Origin of the sequence: Amycolatopsis sp. WAC 04169 (assembly GCF_003947535.1) — a bacterium.
Lineage (GTDB): Bacteria > Actinomycetota > Actinomycetes > Mycobacteriales > Pseudonocardiaceae > Amycolatopsis > Amycolatopsis keratiniphila.
In genome coordinates this window covers 143,463-166,380 of the sequence record NZ_QHJI01000005.1, presented here as the reverse complement: position 1 = coordinate 166,380, position 22,918 = coordinate 143,463, and the positions used below count along the sequence as shown (strand labels likewise).

The 22,918-nt window shown below is 68.6% G+C and carries 23 protein-coding genes, 2 tRNA genes and 1 pseudogene; 17 read left to right on the top strand and 9 right to left on the bottom strand.

What is annotated here, in order from left to right; genetic code table 11:
* Positions 1–42 precede the first annotated feature (42 nt).
* The 12 genes and pseudogenes from DMC61_RS13505 to DMC61_RS42105 all read left to right on the top strand — a co-directional run.
* Entirely contained in the window at positions 43–642 is a 600-nt protein-coding gene (locus DMC61_RS13505; RefSeq protein ID WP_016336701.1) for a TetR/AcrR family transcriptional regulator, read from the top strand.
* Entirely contained in the window at positions 632–1,513 is an 882-nt protein-coding gene (locus DMC61_RS13500) for a crotonase/enoyl-CoA hydratase family protein (protein ID WP_125689574.1), read from the top strand. The genes DMC61_RS13505 and DMC61_RS13500 overlap by 11 nt, the downstream gene beginning before the upstream one ends.
* Complete coding sequence (locus DMC61_RS13495) at positions 1,510–2,400, top strand: diiron oxygenase (protein ID WP_125689573.1); 891 nt, start codon at positions 1,510–1,512, stop codon at positions 2,398–2,400. The genes DMC61_RS13500 and DMC61_RS13495 overlap by 4 nt, the downstream gene beginning before the upstream one ends.
* A gap of 16 nt (positions 2,401–2,416) precedes the next feature.
* The gene (locus DMC61_RS13490) at positions 2,417–2,662 is read left to right on the top strand and encodes a hypothetical protein (protein WP_125689572.1); all 246 of its coding nucleotides are present in this window, start codon (positions 2,417–2,419) and stop codon (positions 2,660–2,662) included.
* Positions 2,663–3,301: 639 nt separating this feature from the next.
* Positions 3,302–3,472, top strand: a complete 171-nt coding sequence (locus DMC61_RS41140; protein ID WP_158509147.1) for a hypothetical protein — start codon at positions 3,302–3,304, stop codon at positions 3,470–3,472.
* Between the two features lie 91 nt (positions 3,473–3,563).
* Positions 3,564–3,950: a hypothetical protein gene (locus DMC61_RS13485; protein ID WP_125689571.1), complete on the top strand. Its 387-nt coding sequence runs from the start codon at positions 3,564–3,566 to the stop codon at positions 3,948–3,950.
* Between the two features lie 3 nt (positions 3,951–3,953).
* Positions 3,954–5,429 (top strand): hypothetical protein, encoded by a 1,476-nt coding sequence (locus DMC61_RS13480; RefSeq protein WP_125689570.1) that lies wholly within the window; start codon positions 3,954–3,956, stop codon positions 5,427–5,429.
* On the top strand, positions 5,426–5,659 hold the full coding sequence (gene adfB / locus DMC61_RS13475) for an actinodefensin-associated protein B (RefSeq protein ID WP_125689569.1): 234 nt from the start codon (positions 5,426–5,428) through the stop codon (positions 5,657–5,659). The genes DMC61_RS13480 and adfB overlap by 4 nt, the downstream gene beginning before the upstream one ends.
* A complete protein-coding gene (locus DMC61_RS13470) occupies positions 5,656–6,441 on the top strand; it encodes a hypothetical protein (RefSeq protein WP_125689568.1) in 786 nt (261 codons plus the stop codon). The genes adfB and DMC61_RS13470 overlap by 4 nt, the downstream gene beginning before the upstream one ends.
* Positions 6,431–7,972 (top strand): S9 family peptidase, encoded by a 1,542-nt coding sequence (locus tag DMC61_RS13465; protein ID WP_125689567.1) that lies wholly within the window; start codon positions 6,431–6,433, stop codon positions 7,970–7,972. The genes DMC61_RS13470 and DMC61_RS13465 overlap by 11 nt, the downstream gene beginning before the upstream one ends.
* The gene (locus tag DMC61_RS13460; RefSeq protein ID WP_158634090.1) at positions 7,969–9,792 is read left to right on the top strand and encodes an ABC transporter ATP-binding protein; all 1,824 of its coding nucleotides are present in this window, start codon (positions 7,969–7,971) and stop codon (positions 9,790–9,792) included. Before DMC61_RS13465 ends, DMC61_RS13460 begins: the two co-directional genes overlap by 4 nt.
* A 61-nt stretch (positions 9,793–9,853) precedes the next feature.
* Positions 9,854–10,732 (top strand): annotated as a pseudogene (locus DMC61_RS42105) (glycosyltransferase 87 family protein); the annotation flags it as partial.
* Between the two features lie 234 nt (positions 10,733–10,966).
* Here DMC61_RS42105 and DMC61_RS42100 read toward each other — a convergent pair.
* The 3 genes from DMC61_RS42100 to DMC61_RS13445 form a co-directional block, all read right to left on the bottom strand.
* Entirely contained in the window at positions 10,967–11,611 is a 645-nt protein-coding gene (locus DMC61_RS42100) for a hypothetical protein (protein WP_370456408.1), read from the bottom strand.
* Between the two features lie 159 nt (positions 11,612–11,770).
* Complete coding sequence (locus DMC61_RS13450) at positions 11,771–13,048, bottom strand: DUF3100 domain-containing protein (protein ID WP_125689564.1); 1,278 nt, start codon at positions 13,046–13,048, stop codon at positions 11,771–11,773.
* 310 nt (positions 13,049–13,358) lie between these two features.
* A complete protein-coding gene (locus DMC61_RS13445) occupies positions 13,359–14,348 on the bottom strand; it encodes a helix-turn-helix transcriptional regulator (RefSeq protein WP_199749980.1) in 990 nt (329 codons plus the stop codon).
* Between the two features lie 247 nt (positions 14,349–14,595).
* Here DMC61_RS13445 and DMC61_RS13440 point away from each other — a divergent pair, with 247 nt between their 5' ends.
* Positions 14,596–14,937 (top strand): hypothetical protein, encoded by a 342-nt coding sequence (locus DMC61_RS13440; RefSeq protein WP_125689563.1) that lies wholly within the window; start codon positions 14,596–14,598, stop codon positions 14,935–14,937.
* A gap of 4 nt (positions 14,938–14,941) precedes the next feature.
* Here the strand turns inward: DMC61_RS13440 and DMC61_RS13435 are convergent, their stop codons facing one another.
* The gene (locus DMC61_RS13435) at positions 14,942–15,898 is read right to left on the bottom strand and encodes a helix-turn-helix transcriptional regulator (RefSeq protein WP_125689562.1); all 957 of its coding nucleotides are present in this window, start codon (positions 15,896–15,898) and stop codon (positions 14,942–14,944) included.
* Between the two features lie 49 nt (positions 15,899–15,947).
* Between DMC61_RS13435 and DMC61_RS13430 the strand changes: the two genes are divergently transcribed.
* On the top strand, positions 15,948–16,376 hold the full coding sequence (locus DMC61_RS13430) for a hypothetical protein (protein ID WP_125689561.1): 429 nt from the start codon (positions 15,948–15,950) through the stop codon (positions 16,374–16,376).
* A gap of 90 nt (positions 16,377–16,466) precedes the next feature.
* Here DMC61_RS13430 and DMC61_RS13425 read toward each other — a convergent pair whose 3' ends face one another.
* Together DMC61_RS13425 and DMC61_RS13420 are read right to left on the bottom strand one after the other, a co-directional pair.
* Complete coding sequence (locus DMC61_RS13425) at positions 16,467–16,763, bottom strand: hypothetical protein (RefSeq protein WP_125689560.1); 297 nt, start codon at positions 16,761–16,763, stop codon at positions 16,467–16,469.
* A gap of 386 nt (positions 16,764–17,149) precedes the next feature.
* Positions 17,150–17,222: transfer RNA gene (locus tag DMC61_RS13420), tRNA-Lys, on the bottom strand.
* Between the two features lie 194 nt (positions 17,223–17,416).
* Here DMC61_RS13420 and DMC61_RS13415 point away from each other — a divergent pair.
* Complete coding sequence (locus tag DMC61_RS13415; RefSeq protein WP_197684745.1) at positions 17,417–18,637, top strand: Ig-like domain-containing protein; 1,221 nt, start codon at positions 17,417–17,419, stop codon at positions 18,635–18,637.
* A 361-nt stretch (positions 18,638–18,998) separates the two neighbouring features.
* Here DMC61_RS13415 and DMC61_RS13410 read toward each other — a convergent pair.
* Positions 18,999–19,074, bottom strand: a tRNA-His gene (locus DMC61_RS13410).
* Between the two features lie 77 nt (positions 19,075–19,151).
* The gene (gene orn, locus DMC61_RS13405) at positions 19,152–19,760 is read right to left on the bottom strand and encodes an oligoribonuclease (RefSeq protein ID WP_125689559.1); all 609 of its coding nucleotides are present in this window, start codon (positions 19,758–19,760) and stop codon (positions 19,152–19,154) included.
* Positions 19,761–19,872: 112 nt separating this feature from the next.
* Here orn and DMC61_RS13400 point away from each other — a divergent pair, with 112 nt between their 5' ends.
* Both DMC61_RS13400 and DMC61_RS13395 read left to right on the top strand, forming a co-directional pair.
* The gene (locus DMC61_RS13400; RefSeq protein WP_125689558.1) at positions 19,873–21,402 is read left to right on the top strand and encodes a helicase HerA-like domain-containing protein; all 1,530 of its coding nucleotides are present in this window, start codon (positions 19,873–19,875) and stop codon (positions 21,400–21,402) included.
* Positions 21,403–21,449: 47 nt separating this feature from the next.
* On the top strand, positions 21,450–21,827 hold the full coding sequence (locus tag DMC61_RS13395) for a DUF3224 domain-containing protein (RefSeq protein ID WP_043849121.1): 378 nt from the start codon (positions 21,450–21,452) through the stop codon (positions 21,825–21,827).
* An 87-nt stretch (positions 21,828–21,914) separates the two neighbouring features.
* Here DMC61_RS13395 and DMC61_RS13390 read toward each other — a convergent pair whose 3' ends face one another.
* Positions 21,915–22,856 carry a S1C family serine protease gene (locus DMC61_RS13390; RefSeq protein WP_125689557.1) on the bottom strand — a complete coding sequence of 314 codons (942 nt, stop codon included), beginning with the start codon at positions 22,854–22,856 and terminating at the stop codon, positions 21,915–21,917.
* Between the last annotated feature and the right edge of the window lie 62 nt (positions 22,857–22,918).

Genomic DNA, 22,918 nt, shown 5'->3' with positions numbered 1-22,918 from the left:
CGCCCGTTGCTGAAGAGCGGAATCCGTGCTTCACTCCTTGACATGCCGTACCGACGCACCCCGAAGACGCAGGCCAGGCTGGACTCGCAGCGCGGCGAGATCCTGGCCGCGGCCATCGCGCTGCTGGCCGAGACCGGCTACGCGGGCTGCTCCATGGCCGCGGTCGCCACCCGGGCGGGCGTGGGCACCGGCAGCGTGTACCGGCAGTTCCCGTCCAAGGCCGACCTCGTCGTCGAGGTCTTCCGCGAGGTCGTCTCCCGGGAGGTCGACGCCGTCGAGGCCGCCGCTTCCCAAGGCGACGTCCGCGAGCGGGTGGTCGCCGTGATCGAGACCTTCGCCGGGCGGGCGTTGAAGGCGCCGAGGCTGGCGTACGCGTTGCTGGCCGAGCCGGTCGACGCCGTGGTGGAGGCCGAACGGCTGGTCTTCCGCCGCGCGTTCCGCGAGGTCATCGCCAGGAACATCGCCGACGGGGTGAGAAGGGGGCTGCTGCCTTCGCAGGACGCGGAAGCGACCGCCGCGGCGCTGGTCGGCGCGGGCGCGGAAATGCTGGTCGGGCCGCTGGCGGGCGAGAGCGGACCGGACACCATCCCGCATCTGGTCACCTTCACCCTTCGCGCGCTGGGGGGCTCCGATGGTGTTTGAGACGCTCACGTATCGCGCCCAAGACCGGAAGGCCTACCTGACCCTGAACCGCCCGGAGCGGCTCAACGCGATCAACGACGTCATGCCCGGCGAGATCCGGCAGGCCGTGGAGCGGGCGAACGAGGACGACGCGGTCCGCGTGATCGTGGTGCGCGGCGAAGGCCGGTCGTTCTGTGCGGGCTACGACCTCAAACAGTTCGCCGAGGGAGACGCGGAAGGCCGCTGGAACCAGGGCCCGGTCTGGGATCCGATCAAGGATTACCGGGTGATGAAACGCAACACCGACGACTTCTTCACCCTGTGGCGGTCGCTGAAACCCACCATCTGCCAGGTGCAGGGACACGCGATCGCCGGCGGCAGCGACATCGCGCTCTCGTGTGACGTGCTGATCATGGCGACCGACGCGCGCCTCGGCTATCCGCCCGCCCGCGTCTGGGGTTGCCCGACGACCGCGATGTGGGTCTACCGCGCCGGCGCCCAGCGCGCCAAGCGGATGCTGCTCACCGGCGACACCATCGACGGCGCCACCGCCGCGGAATGGGGACTCGCGCTCGAGGCGGTGGAACCCGAAAGGCTCGAAGCCGCGGTCGAGGAACTGGCCGACCGGATGGCGGGCGTGCCGACGAACCAGCTGGTGATGCAGAAGCTGATGATCAACCAGGCCTACGACAACATGGGCCTTTCCGGCACCCAGACACTCGCGACGCTTTTCGACGGCATCACCCGGCACAGCCCGGAAGGCCGCTGGTTCCGCGAGTTCGCCGAACGCGATGGTTTCCACGAGGCGGTGGCCTACCGCGATTCCGGGCAGGTCATCCCGGACGGCGGCGGACCGCTGCCGGAGCACACGGATCCGAGGAGGTCGTCTTGACCGCGAACACCGAAAGCGAACGGGTCGCCGAGCGTCTGCAGCGCTCCTCCGCGCGACACTCCTACGACCCGGACGTCGACGTCGACTGGCAGGCACCGTTGGTCGAAGGCGCGTACGGCAAGGCGCCGGAGCGCTGTTCCTTGTACGGCACCGCTTTATGGGAGCGGCTCGACGACGGGCAGCGCGCCGAACTGAGCCGTCAGGAGGCCGCGGCCGCGGCGGCGTCGGGGATCTGGTTCGAGCTGATCCTCATGCAGGGCCTCGTGCGTCACGTCTACAACAGCGACCCGACGACCCACAACGCGCAGTACGCGCTCACCGAGATCGCCGACGAATGCCGTCACAGCACCATGTTCGCCCGCTCGATCGAGAAGAGCGGCGGCGTCGTCCGGCGGCCGAGCCGCACGGCCCACCGCTCGGGCAAGATCTTCGGCGCGATCTGCGGTCCGGCGTTGCTGTTCGCCGGCGCCATCTACGTCGAAGAACTCGCCGACGGCATGCAGCGCGAGATGATGCGCGACGACAGCCTGCAGCCGATGATCCGGATGATCTCCCGCATCCACGTGATCGAAGAGGCGCGCCACATCAGCTTCGCCAAGGACGAACTGGGCCGGGCCTGGGCCCGTCACGGCCGCGTCGGCCGCGAACTGATCCGATGGGCGATCGCCGGGATGGCCTATGTCGCGACGTCGGAGTTGTTGCACCCCAAGGCATACACCTCCGTCGGCCTCGATCCCCGCGAAGCCCGCCAGGTCGCCACCGCGAATCCGCATTGGCGCCGGACCAAGGCGGCGTGGGCGGCCAAGGCCGTCGACTATTTCACCGAGATCGGCCTCATCAGCGGCCCGAGCCGCCGGCTTTGGCGCCGCGCCGGCGTCCTTGACTGAACAAGAAAGGCACTCCATGTCCAAGCTCCTCGGCCTCGGCATCGCCGCGACCGGTCTCGCCCACTTCGCCGCTCCGGCGGCCTTCGAACCGGTGACGAAGATGGCGTTCGCCGACGACGTCCGTAACTGGACCTACCGCAACGGCGCCACCGAACTCGTCATCGGCCTGGCGATCGCGGCGCGTCCGACCCGGAAGGCCGGGGTCGCCGGCCTGGCCGTCTACGCCGGATGGCTGGGCAAGCGGGTCCTCACCCGGCGCTGATCCCGAAGCGCAACAAGTACGTCCACGTAGGCTCGCGGCCGGATTCCCGGCCGCGAGCCACTTTGCTCCAAGCAGGTGAACTCTTCACAAGGCGGTTGCCCGCCCTCGGAGTCGGTCAATACGGTCAAGATCGCGGGCGGACCTGGGGGTCGGCGTCCCGTGTCCTGCGCTCCGCGGAAACTGTCGCGGCGGGCGCCTTCATTCATTTCCGATTGCTCGAAATGCGGGTATTCCGTCGTAATGCCGCATGCCGCATGCCGCGGATCGATCCGAAGAGTCTGTTGCGGGCGTGAATCCGCCGTGCTAGCTTGACTCGAGACGTACTGGGGAAGCAAGCCGGTCAATTCGCCGGTGAGAAAACAAAGAATTACTGGGGAAGGAAGCACGGGTGTCCGTCGGGCGCCCGTGTGCGGTGCTCGCCGAATACTGGGGAAAGGCGCGCCATAGTGACGAACTGGGGTCCTTTCGTGCCCGAACACGCCTTGTCCGAAGGTGTGCCGGGGTAAACGCTGCTTTTTCTGTTCGACGTATTCGCGTTCGCTCCGCCTTTCTCGTATTCGCACGCCTGGAGCTCTGTTCGGCGTGCGCGAAAAAGCTTGGGGTCCGACCGTCGGTACCTCATGTAAAAAGGAGGAAAGAATGCCCAAGGTGACTATCAGTGCCAAGCTCGGCGACGGAATGCTCCAGCACCTCTACGCGGAGCCGACCGTGGTCGAGGAGGCCTGTGGCATGCCGGGCGACGGTTGCGCCTGGGACTCGCAGTGCTGCCCCGGCCACCTGTGCAACTGGTTCCACTGCCAGCAGATCTGAGCCGGTCGAGCCTGACGTGAGTTGACGGGGGGCGCGGATCTCGGGTCCGCGCCCCCTCTCCCGGACGTATCACGACGGAAAGATGAAGGCAGTGAGAGTAAAAGAAGCAGGACGGCGAGCAGGGGAATTCGTCGAGTCCGTCCGTGATCCGGCGGGCGGATATCGAATCGAGCGGTGGCCCGCTGTCGAGGGGCGCCGCGCCGGACGTTTCGATCTCGCGCGAGCGGTCGCCGGATTGCGTACCTGTCAGCGGGAGAAATTCGGCTTTCTCGACCCCGTCGACGACGCACTGTTCCTCACCGCCGGACTGCGTGCCATGGGGGTGCCCGCGTCGTTCAATCTCGGCCGGGAGATAGTGCCCGCCAAGGCTCCCGCCAGTTTCTTGGCCTGGGTTTCCTGCGAGGAAACCGTGGTGAGCACTTCCGTCCCGGTTCGCGAAGAGTATGTCGTCGTCTTTCGGTCCGAGGGGGTCGAGTAGGCCGTGCTGAGGCAAATAGAGCTCGACGACGGGAAAATCGTCCACCGCGGCGGGGAAATCGACCCGGGTTCCGGTCTCGCCGTGCGTTCCACCGGTTCCGAATTCGAGATCGGCCGTCCGGAACCGACCTCGCGCGAGATCTTCTACCGCATCGGCGCCGGACGCATCGAGTTCAGCGAGGACGTCGAGGCGTTCCGCGCGCGATCCGACGCGGACCTCGACCACGGCCGGCTCCTCGCCCTCGTCGAAGGCCTGCCCGAACCACCGGACGGCAGCCCGATGGCGGGCGTGTACCGCCTCATGGTCGGTTCGTACCTGACCCTCGGCGTCGACGGAGTGTCCGTCAAGCAGCGCGGATCCGACGTCGTGCCCACCCGGAAACCCCTGCACAAGGCCGTCACCGCATTCCTCGCGGGACTCGGCGGGGACTACGGGCTCGCCTTCAGCGGCGGCCTGTCCTCGACGTTCCTCGCGACCTGCGCCCGTGCCGCCGGCCACGCGCCGGTGCTCTTCCACGCCGATCTCCACCGTGACGGCGTTCCCCGGCCGCCGCTCCCGGCGCCCGCCGGGCTGCGCATCGAGCACGTGCCCTGTGCGCTGTCCGAGGTGCTCGACCAGGACACGATCACCGGTGAGGAGCTGGTGCCGCCCACACCGGAGCTGGCGATGCGCCGCCACCTGGTCGATCGCCTCACCGATTTCGCCCAGCGGCCGCTCGTGCTGGGTTCACTGCTCGAAAGCCTGGTCACGACGACGCTGTCCGAGGTCGAGGTCGGTCGCGGTGGACGGCACCTGCTGGCCTGCGAGCCCTTTCACACCACCGGCGTGCTCCCCGACGTCAGCGCCGCGCTCGCCGCGCTCAAGACCAGGGGCGCCAACGCCGCGGCCGCCCGCGCGGCCGAGGCACAGCCGGGGCTCACCGCTCCCGCCACCGGGCACGGCGGGCACGGTCTGCCGGGTCTCACCGAGGAAGGGCGTGAAGCGCTCAAGTCCGCGCAGCTGGCGACGGGCGCACTCTGGCGGGCCCACCTGGACGACCTTCCCGCCCCGGTCGGGCGGGCTCAGGCCCGGCTGTGGGAGAACGGGGCGCTGGCCGTGGCGGGCGACCGGACGATCGTGCCCGGTCTCGACGCCGGGGTGCTGGCGTCGGTCGCGGGCTACGAACCCCGGCGGCTCGGCCATATCCGCGATGGCCTCTTCGTCAACCAGGTCCCGATGCGCGAGGCGCTCGCGAAGGACGCGGGGCCGGTGCGCGAGTCTTCTTCGGCGTTCGCCCTGCGTGCCGCCGCTGCCCAGCACCTGCACCGCGAGCGCAAGAAGGTCGCCATCGAACTCTCGAACGGCAGCGTGCTCGCGGACCTGGGGCTCCTCGACATCCGGCCGGTGCTCCGGATCCTCGACGACGCCGTGCTGACCGCGGACCGCGCGCCCATGCTGTTGCGCCTGACCTGGCTGGAGAGGTGGCTGAGGAAGCGATGACCAAAGACGTCCATGGCTACGAACTCGCCGAGGGAGTCGTGTTCACCCGGCTCCCGTTCGGGGGCGGTGTGCTGGTCGAAGGCGCCACGCTGGCGCTCGCCGAATGCACCGAATCCCAGGCCGCGGTGGTCCAGGACCTGCTGGATTCCCCGGTGAAGAAGCCGGAGCAAGGCTTCGCCCGTGACCTGCTCGAATCGGGCTGGCTGGTCGAACGAAAGGACGTCCGTTGATCGCCGCACTCGGTCAGGCCGTGTTCGGCCTGCTGGCCGCGCCCCTGCTGGTGGCCGGTCTTTCCAAGCTGTTCGTACCCGCCACCGAGCTGTCGTGGCCGTACGATTCCCGTCTCCTCGCCGCTCCGCACGGACCACGGCTGGTCGGTGCGGCGGAGATCGTCGCCGCGGGCCTCGTCATCGCGCTGCCCGGCGGCCTCGCCGCCCTGGTGGCGCTGGTCTCCTACGCCGCGCTCGCCTTGGTGGCCTATCAGTTGCGCGGGCAGAAGTGCGCCTGCTTCGGAGCCGCGCGGCTCGCCGCCGTCGGCAGCGCGCATATCGGCGCGAATCTGGCCGGCGCGCTCGTCTCGGCCGCCGCGCTGCCGTTCCTCGCCGAACCTTCGCCGTGGCCGCGGCTCATGGCCTGTGCCGCCGGGTCGGTGGTGCTCGTCGTCGTGCTGCGTCATTTCGACCGGCGGGCGGCCGAGGGAACCGACGCGCCGCCGTGCCTGGAACCCGTGCTCGGGGTTCGTCTTTACGTATCCAGTTCCTGCCCGGCGTGCCGGTCTTTGCACACCCTGATCGACCGGATGGAGCCCGCGCGCCGGGACTCGATCACCACCGTGGTGCTCAACCCCGGTGACGAACGTCCGGCCGGTTTCGACGGGCTCGGGGTGCCGTCCGCGACCGGCCTCGACGCCGCCGGGGAGCCGGTGTGCTCGCCCGTGGCGGGAATCGGCGACGTCAAGGCGCTCATCGACCGCATCGTGGTGCGTCTGCCCGGAGGGACGCATGCCGGCTAGCCACCCGAACGGCGACGGCTCGCTCTCGGTGCTGACGACGCTGCCCGGGCGGCCGAGCCTGTCGGCCCACCGGGACGACCTCGGCGACTGGTGCGGTCTCGATCTCGACCCTGCTCTGGCCGGGCTCGCGGTCGATCGCGCCGAACCGCTCTCGGTCGCCGTGCGGTTTTCCGACGGGGAAGAGTGGCATCCGCCGGTGTCGCGGATGACCGGGTTCGGTTACGCGTGGCATCCGGATCTCCCGTTGCTCGCCGGTCTGGCGCACGGCCCCGGCGGGCTCCACCCGTGGATCGCGGACTGCGCCGCGCGCACGGTGACGGAACTGGCCGAGATCAGGATCGCCGCCTCCCTCACCACCTTCGGCAACGCCGGTGGCGCGCCTCTGTGCTGGCTCGACCGTGATCGCCTGCTGGTGCTCTGTCCCGAAATCCGCGAAGAGACCGAAGCCGCCGCGGCGACCGAGCCGCTCGTCTACGACGCCGCCGGCCCTGGCTACGTGTCCTTCGAACCCGGTATCGAAGCCTTGCACGCGGCGGCGGGGGCGCGGCTTTTCGAGCTCGACCTGACCAGCGGCACCGGACGCCCGCTGCTGCCCGATTCCTTGCTGGTGCGGCATCTCGAGCGTGGGACCGACGGCTCCGTGCTCGTCGATCACGTCTCCGGACTGCGGCCGAGCACGCGTGCGGGCACCGGCGCACAACGGCTGGCCTGGGCGGTCGGCAGGCTGACCGAAGCGGGCTTGGAGCCTTTGGAGGACAGCGCCGCACTCAGGCAGCCGAGGCCACGTCCGGTCCGTCCTTCGAGGACACCCCGGGCCGGGTCCGTCGAAGAGGTCGTCACGATTCCGACGGGGTTCCACGACGCGGTGCTGACCGTGTCGCCGCCGGGTGCCGTCGACGCGACGGTGCTCTGGCTGCGTGCGACGTCCGGCCCGCTCCGTGCCGAACTGCCCGGACCGAACGGGTTCGTGGGGGCGGATTCCCGTCAAGCCGTCCTCGACCTGCCGCTGCATTGGCCGGGCGACGTCACCCTCGAACAGCTGCACGGGCAGCTGGAGCGTGCCATCGGGGCGAGCGTCGAACACCTCGGTGACCGGGTCGTCGTCGGCGGACACAGCTTCGGGGCCACTCTCGCGCTCTACGCGCTGGCGCATTTTCCCGCTCTCGCGGCGGGTATCGCGCAGAGCGGTTGCTACAACCGGACCCGCGTTTGCGGTGGCTTCCAGTACGAGAAACGGCCCTACTGGGCGGTTCCCGAGATCTACCACGCCTTCAGCGCGCTCTTGTTCGCCGACCGGATCCGGCGGCCGGTCCTGATCGCGCACGGCCTCGACGACGCCAATCCCGCGACGCATCCCGACCAGGCCGTCGAGTTTTATCAAGGGCTCGTCGCCGCCGGGGGAGAAGCGAGGCTCGCCCTGTTCCCCTGTGAGGGCCACACTTTCCGCTACCGCGAGACCCACGACCGGCTCCAGGAGATCCAAACCGCATGGCTCGCGAACGTGCTCGAACGAACGCCGGCGTTGCGGTGACCGCCGCGAAGGGGCTCTCGACCAGGAGCCTCGCCGGAACGACGGTCTTCGCTCTGCGCCTGATCTGGGCGGCCGACCGGAGACGGTTCACCGCGATCCTGGTCCACCAGCTGTTCTCCGCCGCCACCCTCAGCCTCATGATGCTGGTCACGAAGGAAGTGCTCGGCGGCCTCGGCGGAGACGCCCGCGACCTCTGGCCGAAACTGATCCCGCTGCTGATGGCCGTCATGGTGCTGACTTCGATCAACGGCGCCTTCCGCGGCCTCGCCCAGTCGTGGCAGCGCGTTCTCGCGGTCAAGACGGATCGGCACATCCTGTCCCTCGTGCTGCGGTCGACGATCAAGACCGAACTGCTGACCTTCGAGGACCCGGCCTTCTACGACCGTCTCCAGCGCGCCGTTTTCGCGTCTCGCGTGCAACCCATCACGCTGGTCTCCTCCGCCGTCGCGATCATCCAGGCGTCGTTCAGCCTGATCGCGGTCGGAGCCACTTTCGCGGCCATGACCTGGATCCTGCTGCCGCTGTGCCTGCTCGCGCCGATCCCGTTGTTCCGTGCCGCCAAACAGGAACGCGACGCGCGCTACGGGCTCAACGGGAAACTCGCCGAAAACCGCCGTGTCCGCGACTACCTCGAACGGCTGCTGACCGGCCGCGACGAGGCGAAGGAGATCCGCGCGTTCGGTATCGGCCCGGTCCTGTTCGACCGCTGGAACTCCCGCTACGACGAGGAAATCGCGGATACGACGGTGCTGTACCGGCGGCATGCCCGGCGCAAGATCGCCGCCAGGCTGACCGGCGACCTGATCACCGTGGCGATCATCGGCGGCGTCTGGCTCTACGCCGGCTCCGGCGGGATCGACGTCCCCACCGCGATCGCCGCCCTGCTGGGACTCTTCCTGCTCAACACACGCGTTCAGGCGATCACCTTCCTGTTCAACGCGCTGGGCGACGTCCTGCTCTACCTGGCCGATCTCCGGCTCTTCGCGGCTGCGTCCCCGGCGGAGCCGGTCGAACCGGCTCGGCGGGCGCATGGCTCGCTGACCGCCCGCGATCTCGGGTTCCGCTATCCCGGCGCTTCCGAGCCGACCCTGCGTGACGTGGACATCGATCTGCCCGCCGGCGAGATCGTCGCGTTGGTCGGCACCAACGGATCGGGGAAGACGACCCTCGCGAAGGTGCTCGCGGGACTGTATCCGCCGAGCACCGGCTCGCTGTCGATCGACGGGGAACCCGTCCGGGAGCCCGAGGTGCTTCGCGATCGCACGGCGGTGTTGTTCCAGGACTTCGTCAAGTATCGCCTGACGGTGACCGACAACATCGAGTTCGGCAGGCCTGGGGCGGAAGATCCGGCGCGGCGGCTGGCCGAAGCCGCGCGCAGTGCCGCCGTCGACACGATCGCCGAGCGTCTCGACCACGGATACGACACCGTGCTCGGCGCGGAATTCTCGGGCGGAACCGACCTCTCGCTCGGGCAATGGCAACGGCTGGCGCTGGCACGCGCGTTCTACCGCGATTCGCCGTTCGTCATCCTCGACGAGCCGACGGCGTCCCTCGACGCCCAAGCGGAAGCGGAACTGTTCGACAAGCTCCGCGATCTGTTCAAGGGGCGTACGGTCCTCTTCGTCTCGCACCGGATGTCGAACGTGCGCGGGGCGGACCGGATCTACACCCTCGACCGGGGGCGGATCGTCGAATCGGGTGACCACGAAAGCCTGCTCGCCGCTGACGGCATCTACGCGAAGCTGTTCCGGTTGCAGGCGGCCGGATACGAAGACCGTGATACCGGGGTAGGGGTGCGCGACCCGGCGATACCGGGGTAGCGGGGCCGAGACGGGTCCACCGGGCGATGTGCCGCGGCCTCGGAACAGAGATCATTCTCCCATGCTTCGGATCAACGCCCTGCGCGCCAACGCGACGGTGCTCGCCGTCGGCTTCGCGGTCACCGTACTCGTCGCGATCGCGCTGATCTGGTGGCTTTCGGGCACTCCACTCGGGGTCGACTCGGCCGTCTACCGCGCCGGAGGATCCGCGGTGCTCCACGGAGAGCCGCTGTACGACCACCTGACCGCGCTGCCCGGCTGGGCGCCGGAACTGCCGTTCACCTACCCGCCGTTCGCCGCGCTGCTCTTCGTCCCGCTGACCGCGCTCCCGGCGCAATGGTGCTGGGGCCTGCTGGCGATCGCGGCGGCGCCTTCGCTCCATGTCGCGCTCCGGCCGTTCACCGAGCGCGCGTACCTCCCGCTTTTGCTGCTCGGTGCGTTCGCCCTGCAACCGGTGTGGCAGACGATCGGACTCGGCCAGGTCAACCTCCTCCTGATGGCCGTCGTGGTCGCGGATGTGCTGCTGCTGCGCGAATCGCGGTTCCGCGGTATCGGGATCGGGCTCGCGGCGGCGGTCAAACTGATCCCGCTGATCTTCATCGTCCACCTCGTACTCGTCCGGCGGTTCGCCGACGCGGCCCGCGCCCTGGCGGCCTTCCTCGGTGCGACGACGCTCGCGTTCGTGGTGCTGCCGAAGGATTCCGTGCGCTATTGGACGTCCGCGATCTTCAACGGCCACTTCGCGGAGATGAAAGGCTGGGTGGGAAACCAGTCGTGGCAGGGATTCGTCGCCAGGACACTGCCGGAGGGCGGCGTCGCGACAGTGCTGATCGGCTGCTTCGGCGTCCTCTGCGCGGTGGTGATGATGTGGCTCGTCCGGCGTCTTCACCGCGCGGGCGACGACCCCGGCGCTCTGCTGGTGACGGCGGGTTGTGCCTTGCTGGTCAGCCCGATCTCGTGGACACATCACTGGGTGTGGGTGGTGCCCGCCCTCGGCTACCTGTGCGCCAGGCGGCCGGCGATGGGCATGGCCGCCGTCGTGTTCACGGGCTGGACCGTCGCCGTGGTCCCGGGTGGAGGCGGCGCCGAACGAACATGGAACCTCGGGCAAGCCGTCGTCGGCAATGCCTATCTGATCGCGGCGCTCGTGCTGCTCTTCGTGCTCGGCCGCCGCTCAACGGAGAGCTCCGCCGAGGTCGTCCGGTCCGACGCCGAGCCCGGTGCGGGCGATGTCCGGGTCGAGGACCATCGCGGTGGAGTGCAGTTCGCTCCAGTGCGCCGGGTGGAAACCGAGGGTGAATCCTTGGCGGCGTTGACGAATCCCCGCCCAGCGGAGCAGAAGCTCGATGGCGCGGGGAGACAGTTTCCAGATGCGTTCCGGCGGCCGACCGGCCGCGGTGGCGAGGCGGGAGAAGAGGTCGGCCCACGGGAGATTGGCCGTGACGATCGGGTAGTTCCCCTTCGCTCGGCGTTCCAACGCCGCGACAGCCGCTCGCGCGGTCTGGGCGACGGTGACGACCGCGGTGGTACCGGGGTAGGCGAGGATGTCCGCGTCACCGATGGACATGCTGCGCAGCATGGGTTCGAGAGGTGATTGCCGGCCGGGAGTCTTGCCTGCCACGTAAGGGAGTTCGAGAACCGCCACAGAGGTTTCCGCGTCGACGGCGGCGCGGGCGTGCTCGGCCTGTTCGATCCTGCTGGCGATGTACGGGCTGAGCTCGGCCAGCCGGAGTGACGGCTGTTCGCGTTGCAGGGTGGCGTAGAAGCTGCCGAGGACGACGGCGCGGTCGGTCTGCGCCCGGCAGCCGGCGGCGAGCAACCTGGCGACGGGGGTGACGTTGGCGTCGTGGAAGAACGTGGGGATGTCGGTGCCGAGCGGTGCGGCGACGGCGGCGGCCGCGCGTCAGGAGTTCACGCACGACGTGCTGTCCGATGAAGCCGGTTCCGCCTGCTACCAGGACCTTCATGGGCTTTCCTTTCATCCGGTGAACCCGCCGAGGGACAGGACGATCTGGGCCAGCAGAGCCGAGGTGAAGAAGGAGCCCGCGAAGACGAGCAGGGTGACGACGACCGCGCGCCAGCTCAGCGTCCGCAAGATCCTCAGCTGCCGGATGGTCACGCACAGACCTACGCAGCTGAGCACGGCCGTGGCCAGCGTCAGCAGATCGACAGCGGACAGGATCGGCAGCATGGTGGCGGACCACGGAAGTCCCGGAACGGTCAGCACCGCGCCGACGAGCGCCGCCCACAGCACGGTCGGCACGAACCGGCCGGTCCGGTCGCCGAGCATCCGCACCCCGAAAGCGAGGGCCAGCAGCAAGAGCATTCCCGGCGCCGCGTGCCATCCCGAGGTGACGAGAAGGAGCACGGTCACGGCCAAGCCACTCACCAGCCGGGAGGGGACGACGGCCGCCTTCGGCTCGACCGTGTTCCCGGACACCAGCCGATTCCGTACCGCGGTGGGGGAACGGTAGAGCCGCTCCAGCACCGGAAGGACGACGAAAGCGCCCAGCAGCACGGTGGTGACGTAGGTCAGCACGTCGCTGGCCGTCGCCAGTGCGAGGATGTCGTCCTGGGGCAGGTCACGGGAACCGTGCGCGAGTGAACCCGCGCAGGAGATCGTCATGCCGCCGCTGCCGACCCCGCAGGCCATGGCCAGCGCCGTGGAACTGAACAGGGGAATCGTCGACCCGATGCCCGCGAGCACGGAGAAGAACAAGGACCCGAAGAGCGTTCCGCTGATGTAGGTGGCGAGAACGCCGGACCCTTCCGGCCCAGCGATGCCGTACCGCTCGGTCACCAGGGCGATGCTGGGTTCGCGGCCGATGGAGAAGGTGGCGCCGATACTCGCGCGTCCGAAGCCGAGCAGCAGGGCCGCCGGGAAGGCCAGCAGCGCGGTCCCCGCCTTTCCGAGGCTCTGCACGAGGATCGCCGGCCCGGCCTCGACGATCGTGGGAAGCGCCGTCCCCAGCACGACCCCGGCCCGCACCACGAAGACCACCGTCAGCAGTTGCAGAAGCTGCCCGGCGCAGGACCAGATCGGCGCGGCCGCGTCCGGACGCCGCCAGGACAACGAAAGATTGAGGGCCACCGTGATCACGAAGGCGAAGAAAAGCGGAAGCAGGACGAGCGCGAACGAGCCGATCCGTAGTTCCAGCGCGCCCGCGTACTCGGTTCCCACGGTGACCAGCGCGCACAACGCGGTGACCCCGATGACGACCGCCGTGCCGGTCTTGGCGCTCGACCACTCGGACATGACCACCCCCGGAACCCACCATGCCCGATTCCCGGCGGGCGTGGTTGTTTCGTTTTCCGGATGGTCCGGCCCTTGAGCAGCGCGGACACGGGTTCGCCGGGCGTGCTGTGCCTGGCGGCGCGAAGAAGGAGCATGGGTTGTCCCGACTCCCCGGTGGCCCGGACCCCGCCCCGGTGAGCCGGCTCCGGGCGGAGACCCCGCCGCCCGGAGTCACGGCACCGGTACGCAACACCGGAGTTTCACGCGGTGTGGACCCCGCGTACCGGTGCCGGAACCCAGTCTTCGCCGCCCCTCTGATCGACTCAAGGAGTCATCGGCCGTCGCGCCGCAACGTCCGGTACGGCGGGCAACCGTAGGCGGCGCGGTAATGCTGGGCGAACCGGCCGGGATGGAAGAAGCCCCAGCGTGCCGCGATCTGGGTGACGGTGAGGCCGCCGGCCGGATCGGCGGTCAACAGGTCGCGGTGTGCCTGCTGGAGGCGGGCCTGGCGGAGATAGCCCATCGGAGTCGTCCCGCGGTTGCGGCGAAAGGCGTACTGCAGCGCACGGATGGTGACGTGGCTGGCGGCGGCGATGTCGGCGACGGTGATGTCCAGGTGGGCGTGGTCGTCGATGAACGCCATCGCCCGCCGCAGGGTGACCGGATGCGAGTCGCGCCGGTCCTCGATGGTCGGGTCGGTCAGCGCGGTGTTGGGAAAGGCGGCCAACGCCGCGGAAGCCAGCAGCCGCCCCGCTTCACCGGCCACGAGCGGTTCCGCCATGCACTCCGGGCGATCGCGGACGCTGGTGGCGAGGTAGTCCATGGTGGCGATCAGGTGACGGGCGGTGTCCTGGCTCGTCGTGCGCAGGTCGGTGAAGCGGACCGGCTTCGGACGGCGCGTCTCCGCCGTGGCGGCGACCTGGTCGAGCAACGGGAAGGGGAACGTGACGGCCTGAACCGCGCCGTCGTGCCATCGCGCCTGGATGGGCGGATGGTCCTCGGTGGTGTTGGACAGGTGCACTTCGCCAGGGCGGAAACAATGCGCGTCACCGCCGTACCGATAGTGCACGGGCGCGGTGAGCGGACGGGCGAGCATCAACATCGGCACGGTTTCCAGCGTGTAGCCGATCTCGGCGCTGTGCACGGCGGTGATGAAGGAGAAGCTGTCGGTGAACAGCCTGCTGAAATGGACCGGGGAGCCTTTCCGCCCCGCCCCCAGCCGGAAGCTTCCCCCGTAGACGTCGGTCAGGTACTCCCCGGCCTCGTCGTGGTCGGTGGTCTCGAACAGCACGTGCCGGGACGGTGCGGGGGCGGCGGCCATCGTCAGGACTCCTTGGCAGGACGAAACACTGGCGCCGTGGGGTCCAGCCGCCGCCACCAGTACGGCGGAAATCATCCTCTTGTCCGCGCGGAAACAGGAGATCCGTCACGCGGTCGGAGTAAGCCTCGTCAGCCGTCCGCGGCCGGTGCGGGGTAACCTGTCTGCGGTTTTCCGCCCTGGCGCAAAAGTCTCGCCCGGTCGGCGAGGCGGGCGGCAAGCTGTTCCCAAGCCCAAGGGGAGGGGAACGATGATCCGGAAAATGATGCTTGTCGGCGGCGCGGTGATCTCGGCGCTGGTACTGGGGACTTCAGGGGCGGCGGCGGCGACCGGCCACACCATCTGGCAGGGACACGACTACGCGCAGTACGACACCATCCGCGACGCCGCCGCGGTGTGCGACGAGGAACAGGACGGTAACGGCGTCTACGCCGAGTACAACCACAAGAACGGGGCGAAGCTGACCATCAACGACGGCAATGGTTCGAAGATCGGCTGCGGCAACGCGAAGATCCCGGACGTGACGTCGTTCCGGGTCTGCGAGGACGACGCGGGAGCCGACAGTTGCACGCCGTGGCGGCTCGTGCGCTGAGGGCTCAGCCCAGCAACGCGGCACCCATCGGCGTGAGATTGTGCAGCACCACGGCTCCGTGGCGACGGCTGGCGATGAGCCCGGCGTCGCGGAGCACCGTGGTGTGCCGCGAAACCGCGGCCGCCGAAATGCCGAGCCGGTCGGCGAGTTCGCCGCTGGTGGGGCGGCCCGCGACCGCGTACAGGACGGCGGCGCGGGTCCGGCCGAGCAGGATGGCCAGGTGTTTCGGCAGGGGAGCGGGCTCGTTCTCGTGGGACACCGGGAAGACGAGGACCGGTGGAAGGTCGTCGTCGGCCAGGGCGACGGGGGTGTCCCAGCAGAAGTAGGACGGCACGAGCCGGATACCGCGACCGCCGAGGTGGAGGTCGCGGTCGACGGGGTAGCGCACGGTCAGGACCGGCGCCTCCCAGCGAAAGGCGGGCCGGAGCGACTCGAGCAGGCCGAGGGTGCCGTTTTCTCCTGCGAGGCGTGACCGCAAGGCCCGGTCGATGTCGACCTGGGTCCGCACGTTCGTCCATTGTGGAGCGACGAGGGTGTCGTGGGCGAGCTGGAGCGCCCCGGCGACCTGATCGAGCGCCGCGCTCGCCCCCGCCGCCAGGCCGTGTGTCCAACCGGGCAGACGGTGATGCTTCGCCATCAGCCCGACTTCGCGGCCGAGCTGATCCGCCGGCGTCCCACGGAGCGCCGCCAGGCCCGCCTTCAGCCCGCACGCGGACTCGGCGGGGGTGAGGAAATCCGGGAAGTACCGGGCAGGCGGCGCGATCGTCTGCAGGAACCGCACCGCGGTCCGGGCGTCACGCTCACGCAGTCCTTCCCGCACCCGCCGCCGCCAGCGCGCGAAGGCGGGAACGCCGTCGAGCGTGAGCTTCTGTATGGCCAGAACCGTTTCCCACAGCGGATCCGGTGCGGCCGCGACGCGGACACGGGCCAGGTCACGGTCGGTGAAGTGAATACGAAGCATGACGCCTCCCCCATGGAGTCGTCATTCATTTATCACATCGGAGGGGACCATGAAGGGGATTCTGAGCAGGAACCTGCGGCGGGCGGCCACGGCGATCGCCGTGGCGTCGGCGGCGACACTGGCGTTCACGGGCACCGCCTCGGCCGCGACCGGCGCGGCCACCGCGTCCGGGAGCGAGGTCTACGGCTCGGCCAACTGGACCTGGACGTTCAGCGGGATGAGCGGCATCAACATGGCCGTGCGGGACACCAAATGCGACGGCAACCCGGTCTACGTGTTCTTCGAGGCCGACCTCGGCATGGGGACCATCGACCCGACGCCGTACCGCTGGAACGAGAGCGGATGCGGCACCACGAGCTACTGGAGCAACCTGAAGTACAACTCGGGCACCAAACTCGGCAAGGTCCGCGTCGTAACCTGCGTGGACGACGCAGGCTGGGACACCTGTTACCGGAGTGGATGGCAGTACAACCGCTGAGTCGTCACATGTGGACAAAGCCCACCAACGGCATCCGAGATGAACCGTTGGTGGGCTTTGTGCCGGAACCATTGTTTGTGCCATCGCCGCTCATCGGTCGTTTCGGCTGATCGGCTCGAGCGCTTGGGCTTGCTTCACGAGATCGACCAACTCCGCTACGAAGTCGTGGACTTCGTCGTCGCCCGGATACCATTCGGCAACCGCGGGCAGGAGCGATTCCCGGATCACGGTCATGATCTCTTCGGCTTGCTCGCTTGTGTATGTGCTTAGGGAAAAGTAGCCGTACTCGCCTTTGACGAAGTGATGCAGCTCTTCGGAAAGCTCATCGTCCGCGACTTCTCCGGCGATGAATTCGACCACTCGGAGCAGCAGGCCCCGCGAGGGCATCCATGACAGCATCCGCGGTGGCTGAACGCGCCCCCGAGGGGCCACGATGAAATCTCCGGACAAAATCGTTTCACCTCAGGACGAACACGAATGGTTTGGATCTGCCTTGACGCGGACATCATCGTCGATAAAGGTCGCTTCGGGGCCGCTCGTCGGTACCCGGGCCTCTTCGGCAAGGGCGCCGTGGGGTCATCTCGGGCTGTGACGTCGTTGTCGTGAGTCCCGGCAGCGGGTCCCATGATCCACCGCTGCTCGGTGGCGGGTCCGACGCGGATGCTGCCCGGCTGCGGCGGGCTCCCGTCCCTGGCCCGGCCCCACACGAACGAAGCCCACCGACGGCACCCGGAAAACCGGGACAAACCGCTGGTGGGCTTCGCTTGGAACTGTGCGCCATCAGGGACTCGAACCCCGAACCCGCTGGTTAAGAGCCAGCTGCTCTGCCAATTGAGCTAATGGCGCCTGCTTGTTCCGCCGCCTTGGTGTTCCCTCGGCGACGTGGAAAACATTAACACAGGGTTGCTGGGGCCCGTTTCAGGGGGGTCCCCTAACGCCGGGCCGGGACGTATTCGGCCATCCGGCCGCGAGCGTTGCGCCCGGTCAGGCAGACTATAGCCAGACGTAGGGGTTGGTACCACGCGAAACGGGCGGTGTGCATGAGGGTCTGGGGAGCGACGGGGCGGTCGCGGGTGGCTTTGGTGGCTTTGGTGGCCGGGTTCACTCTGGCCGGGTGCACCAGTACACCGTCGGGTGAACAGCCGTCGCCGGGTGGCGCCCCCGGGGGCTCGCAGCAGAGTGGAGCGCCCGCGCCGGAGCCGAAGCCCGCCGTGATGACGCTGACCCCGGCGCAGGGTGCGGCGAACGTGGCACCCGGCGAGCCGGTCACCGTGGCCGTCGCCGACGGCAAGGTGGGCGAGGTCAAACTGACCGGTGCCGACGGCAAGGTCGTCGCGGGCAAGCCGAAGGAGGACGGTTCGGGCTGGGAGTCGGCGGAGCCGCTCGGCTACGGCAAGAGCTACACCGTCACCGCGGCCGCGACCGGGACCGACGGCAAGCCGGTCACCGCGACCTCGACGTTCACCACGGCCAAGCCCGGCCGTCAGATCGGTGTCTCGATCAACCTCGTCGAAGGCGAGACGGTCGGCGTCGGCCTGCCGTTGATCTTCACCTTCACCGGCAACGTGCCCGACAAGACCGCGACCGAGAAGGCGCTGAAGATCGTCACCGAGCCGCCGACCGAAGGCGCGTTCCACTGGTTCGGCGAGAAGACCGTGATGTGGCGGCCCAAGGAGTACTTCAAGGCGGGCACGAAGATCTCGGTCAACGCGGCGATCTACGGCAAGAACCTCGGCAACAACACCTTCGGCCGCGAGGACAAGCCCGCCAAGGTGGTCGTCGGCGACAAGCTGGTCGCGACCGCGGACGGCGGCACGCACCAGATGAAGGTCGTGGTGAACGACCAAGAGGTCAGGCAGATGCCGATCTCGATGGGCAAGCCGTCGAGCAGCACCCCGGCCGGGACCTACACGGTGATGAGCGAGCACAACGGGTACACGATGGACTCCAGCACGTACGGTGTCCCGACGGACAGCAAGGCCGGCTACCGGACGTTCGTGAAGTACGCGGTTCGCATGTCCAACAGCGGCATCTTCTACCACTCGGCGCCCTGGTCGGTCGGTTCGCAGGGCAAGCGGAACGTGAGCCACGGCTGCATCAACCTGTCCACCGAGAACGCGCAGTGGCTGATGGAGACTTCCAAGAAGGGCGACATCATCACGGTCACCAACTCGGGCCCGCAGGTGCTGGAGCCCACCGACGGCTGGTCGGTGTGGCAGATGTCGTGGGACGACTGGAAGACCGGCGGCGACCGGAACTGACCTGTTCTTCATGAGGGTCCTGTCAGGACGGTTTCGTCCTGACAGGACCCTCATGGCGTTTCGGGCGGCAAGGGGCCGTAGAGGTGCTCCCACTGCACCTCGCCGCTGGTCTTGTAGCGGCACTTCTGGGATTGGGCCTTCGCGCAGTCCGGGTACCCCGGTTCGCATCGCCACGGTGACTTCTTGACCGAGGTCGTGGTCAGGCGCCGGCCGCCAGCAAGAGTCCCAAGACCAGCCAGCGTCTCATGGCATCCTCCGCGCGAGTTCCCTCCTGAACTCGCGCGAGCGCCACGCCGCGTTACCGATACCCGGAAAAAGCGAAACCCCAGCCTGCCGGAAGAACCGGCCGAACTGGGGTCGATGGGGTGAGCGACGGGTTTCGAACCCGCGACCTCCTGGACCACAACCAGGTGCTCTACCAGCTGAGCTACGCCCACCATCGCCGGGCTCGGGGAACCCCCCATCACCTCGGCCGCACTATATTAGCGTGCCCGTTTCCGGGGCTCGCAACGGGTTACCGTTCGTGGCGTTCCTGCACTTCAGCGGCCGCGGCCTTGGCCTGTTCGGTGGTCGGGCCGGGCTGCGGCACGAAGGCGACGCGACGGTAGTAGTCGAGCTCGCCGATGGATTCCTTGATGTCGGCGAGGGCGCGGTGCGCGAGGCCCTTCTCGGGCTTGGCGTAGTAGATCCGCGGGTACCAGCGCCGGACGAGTTCCTTCACCGACGAGACGTCGACCATGCGGTAGTGCAGGTGCGCGTCGAGCAGCGGCATGTCGCGGGTGATGAAGCCGCGGTCGGTGGCGATGGAGTTGCCGGCGAGCGGGGCGACGTTGGCCTCGGGCACGTGCGCGCGGATGTACTCGAGCACGCGCTGCTCGGCTTCTTCCATGGTGACCGTGGAGCGCCGGACCTCTTCGGTGAGGCCCGAGCGGGCGTGCATTTCGCGGACGACCTCCGGCATGCCGTCGAGGACTTCGTCGTCGGCGTGGATGACGATGTCGACACCTTCGCCGAGGACGTTGAGCTCGGCGTCGGTCACCAGCGCGGCTATTTCGATCAACGCGTCCTTGCCGAGGTCGAGCCCCGTCATCTCGCAGTCGATCCAGACTAGGCGGTCGTTCACCCCGAAACCCTAACCCGACCCGGGGATTCGTGGCGCGCGACGTGCGGGTTCGGCGCGTTGCTGGCACCGTGTGCATCCTCAGGTGAGTCATGTCACAGATCGGGGAGCGACAGTGGCCGAACAGGGTCCAGCCCAGGAGATCGCGCAGGGGTATGTGAGCGAGGGGGCGGCGGTGGAGCTCGGCGCCGTCGTGATCGACGGCAAGGCCGACGCCGCCGCGGCGGTCCGCCTGCCGCTGGCGACGCTGAACCGGCACGGGCTGGTCGCGGGCGCGACCGGTACCGGCAAGACGAAGACCTTGCAGCTGATCGCCGAGCAACTGTCGGCCGCCGGGGTCCCGGTGGTACTGGCGGACGTGAAGGGCGACCTGTCGGGGCTCGCCGCGCAGGGCGAAAGCAACGACAAGATCGCCAAACGCGCGGAAGAGCTGGGTGACTCCTGGGAGCCCGCCGCCTTCCCCGTGCAGTTCCTGTCGCTGGGCACGGGTGGCAAGGGATCGCCGATCCGGGCGACGATCACGAGTTTCGGCCCGATCCTGCTGTCGAAGGTGCTGGGACTCAACGAAACCCAGGAGTCGACGCTCGGCCTGATCTTCCACTGGGCCGATCAGCGCGGTTTGGCGCTGCTGGACACGAAGGACCTTCGCTCGGTCATCACGCACCTGACGAGTGACGAAGGCAAGGAAGACCTCAAGGGCATCGGCGGCGTCTCGGCCGCGACGGCCGGGGTGATCCTCCGGGCGCTGTCCAATCTGGAGGCTCAGGGCGGCGAGGACTTCTTCGGCGAGCCCGAGCTGGACGTCCACGACCTGATGCGCGAGGCCGACGGCAAGGCGATGGTGACCTTGCTGGAACTGGACAACCTCCAGTCGAAGCCCGCGCTGTTCTCGACGTTCCTCATGTGGCTGCTGGCCGAGCTGTTCGAGGAACTGCCCGAAGAGGGCGACCTCGACAAGCCGAAGCTGGTGTTCTTCTTCGACGAGGCGCACCTGCTGTTCAACGACGCGTCGAAGGCGTTCCTCGAGCGCATCGAGCAGACCGTGAAGCTGATCCGGTCGAAGGGCGTCGGCGTGTTCTTCTGCACGCAGCTGCCGACGGACATCCCGAACAACGTCCTGTCCCAGCTCGGCGCGCGCGTGCAGCACGCGTTGCGCGCGTTCACGCCCGAGGACCAGGCGGCGCTGACGAAGACGGTGAAGACGTACCCGAAGACGAAGCACTACGAGCTGGACTCGGCGCTGACGTCGCTCGGTATCGGCGAAGCGATCGTCACCGTCCTTTCCGAACGGGGCGCGCCGACGCCGGTCGCGTGGACCCGTCTGCGCGCGCCGCGTTCCAAGATGGGCTCCATCGGCGCCGAAGCCATCTCCGCGGCGACGACGTCTTCGGACCTGCACGCGAAGTACGCCGAGACGATCGATCGTGAGTCGGCCTACGAGAAGCTCGCCGCGAAGGTGGCCGCACCGCCTGCCGGTGAGGCTCCTCCGCCGCCCGAAGCGCCCGCTCCGAAGCCGGAGAAGCAGGAGCCGGGGATGGTGGAGCAGGCGATGAAGAACCCGGCGGTGAAGTCGTTCCTCCGCTCGGCGGCGAGCGCGCTCGGCCGGGAGATCACCCGCGGCCTGTTCGGGAACCGGCGGCGGTGAGGAATACCTGACGCGATCTGTCAGGTATGCCCGGCAGACTCGGTGGCATGACCAAGAGCGCGACAGCGTCGTTCACTGTGGACGGCTGGGATCCCCAAGCCACCGAGAAGGCCGAAGGCACCGAGTTCTCGCGGGTGCTGCTGACCAAGACGTTCACCGGTGACGTCGAAGGCACCAGCGCCGTCGAGATGCTCACGGCGGTGAACGAGACGTCGTCGGCGTACGTCGCCTTCGAGCGGCTGGCCGTCTCCGTCGGCGGGCGTAAGGGCGGCTTCGTCCTGCATCACTCGGCGGGGGAGAACGGACATCACCTGATCGTCTTGCCGGGCTCTGGCCACGGTGAGCTGACCGGCATCACCGGAACGGCGGAGATCGTCCAGGACGACGAGGGCAACCACACCTTCACCCTCACGTACGAACTCTGAAGCCCGTGAAGGCCTCCTTTGCGAAAAGGAGGCCTTCACGGGCTGTGCCTGCTGGGCCGCCCCCTGACAGCGGTCCAGACGGCGGGTTCAGCCGACGATCTGCTCGACGATCTTCTTCGCGTCGTTGATCGGGATCGCGAAACCGATACCGATGCTGCCGGTCGAGGCCGGGTTGTACAGCGCGGAGTTGATGCCGATGACGTTCCCCTGCGCGTCCACCAGCGCGCCGCCCGAGTTGCCCTGGTTGATCGGGGCGTCGGTCTGGATCGCGGTGTAGCTCGGCCCGGTTTCGTTCGTGGTCCTGCTGTAGGGCGAACGCCGCTCTTGCCCGCTGCTCAGCTCGTCGAGCTTGCGGTTCAGCGCGCTCACGATCCCGGTGGTCACGGTGTTCTGCAGCCCGCCGGGCGAGCCGATCGCGACGACCTGCTGGCCGACGGCCAGCTTGCTGGAATCGCCCAGCGAAGCCGGGGTCAGGCCGCTCGCGTTCTTCGCCTGGAGCACCGCGATGTCGGCCTTCGTGTCGGCGCCGACCACGCTCGCCTTGTACTGCTTGCCGTCGGACAACGTCACGGTCACGTCGCCCTCGGCGTCCGCGACGACGTGGGCGTTGGTGAGGATGCGCCCGTCCGCCGTCAGGATGACGCCGGAGCCGACGGCCTCACCCTGCGCGGTGGTCACGTTCACCTGCACGACGCTCGGCGTCACCTTCGCGGCGACCCCGCTGACGTCACCCGAAGTGTTGTTCCCGACCAGTTGCCCGTTGGCGACCGCGGACGAACCCGTGCCCGACGCCGACGACGTGGAGCCGAGCCCCATGATCGCGGCGCCGCCGACCCCGCCGACGAGTGCGGCGGCGAGTGCCGTCGCACTGACGAGGACGGCGACCCGGCCGCCCTTCTTGCGCGGTGTCGGGGTGACGAGTGGATTCGGCGCGGCCTGCCAAGGGGTGTAACCGGGGTACTGCTGCTGGTGCGGCGGCTGGTGCCCACCGGTTGAGGCGGGGCCTGGCCGACTCTCGTTCTCGGTCATGGAACAAGATTCGCGCCCGTACTTGTGAACCGCCTGTGGAATCCCCCTGTGCTTTCCTGAGA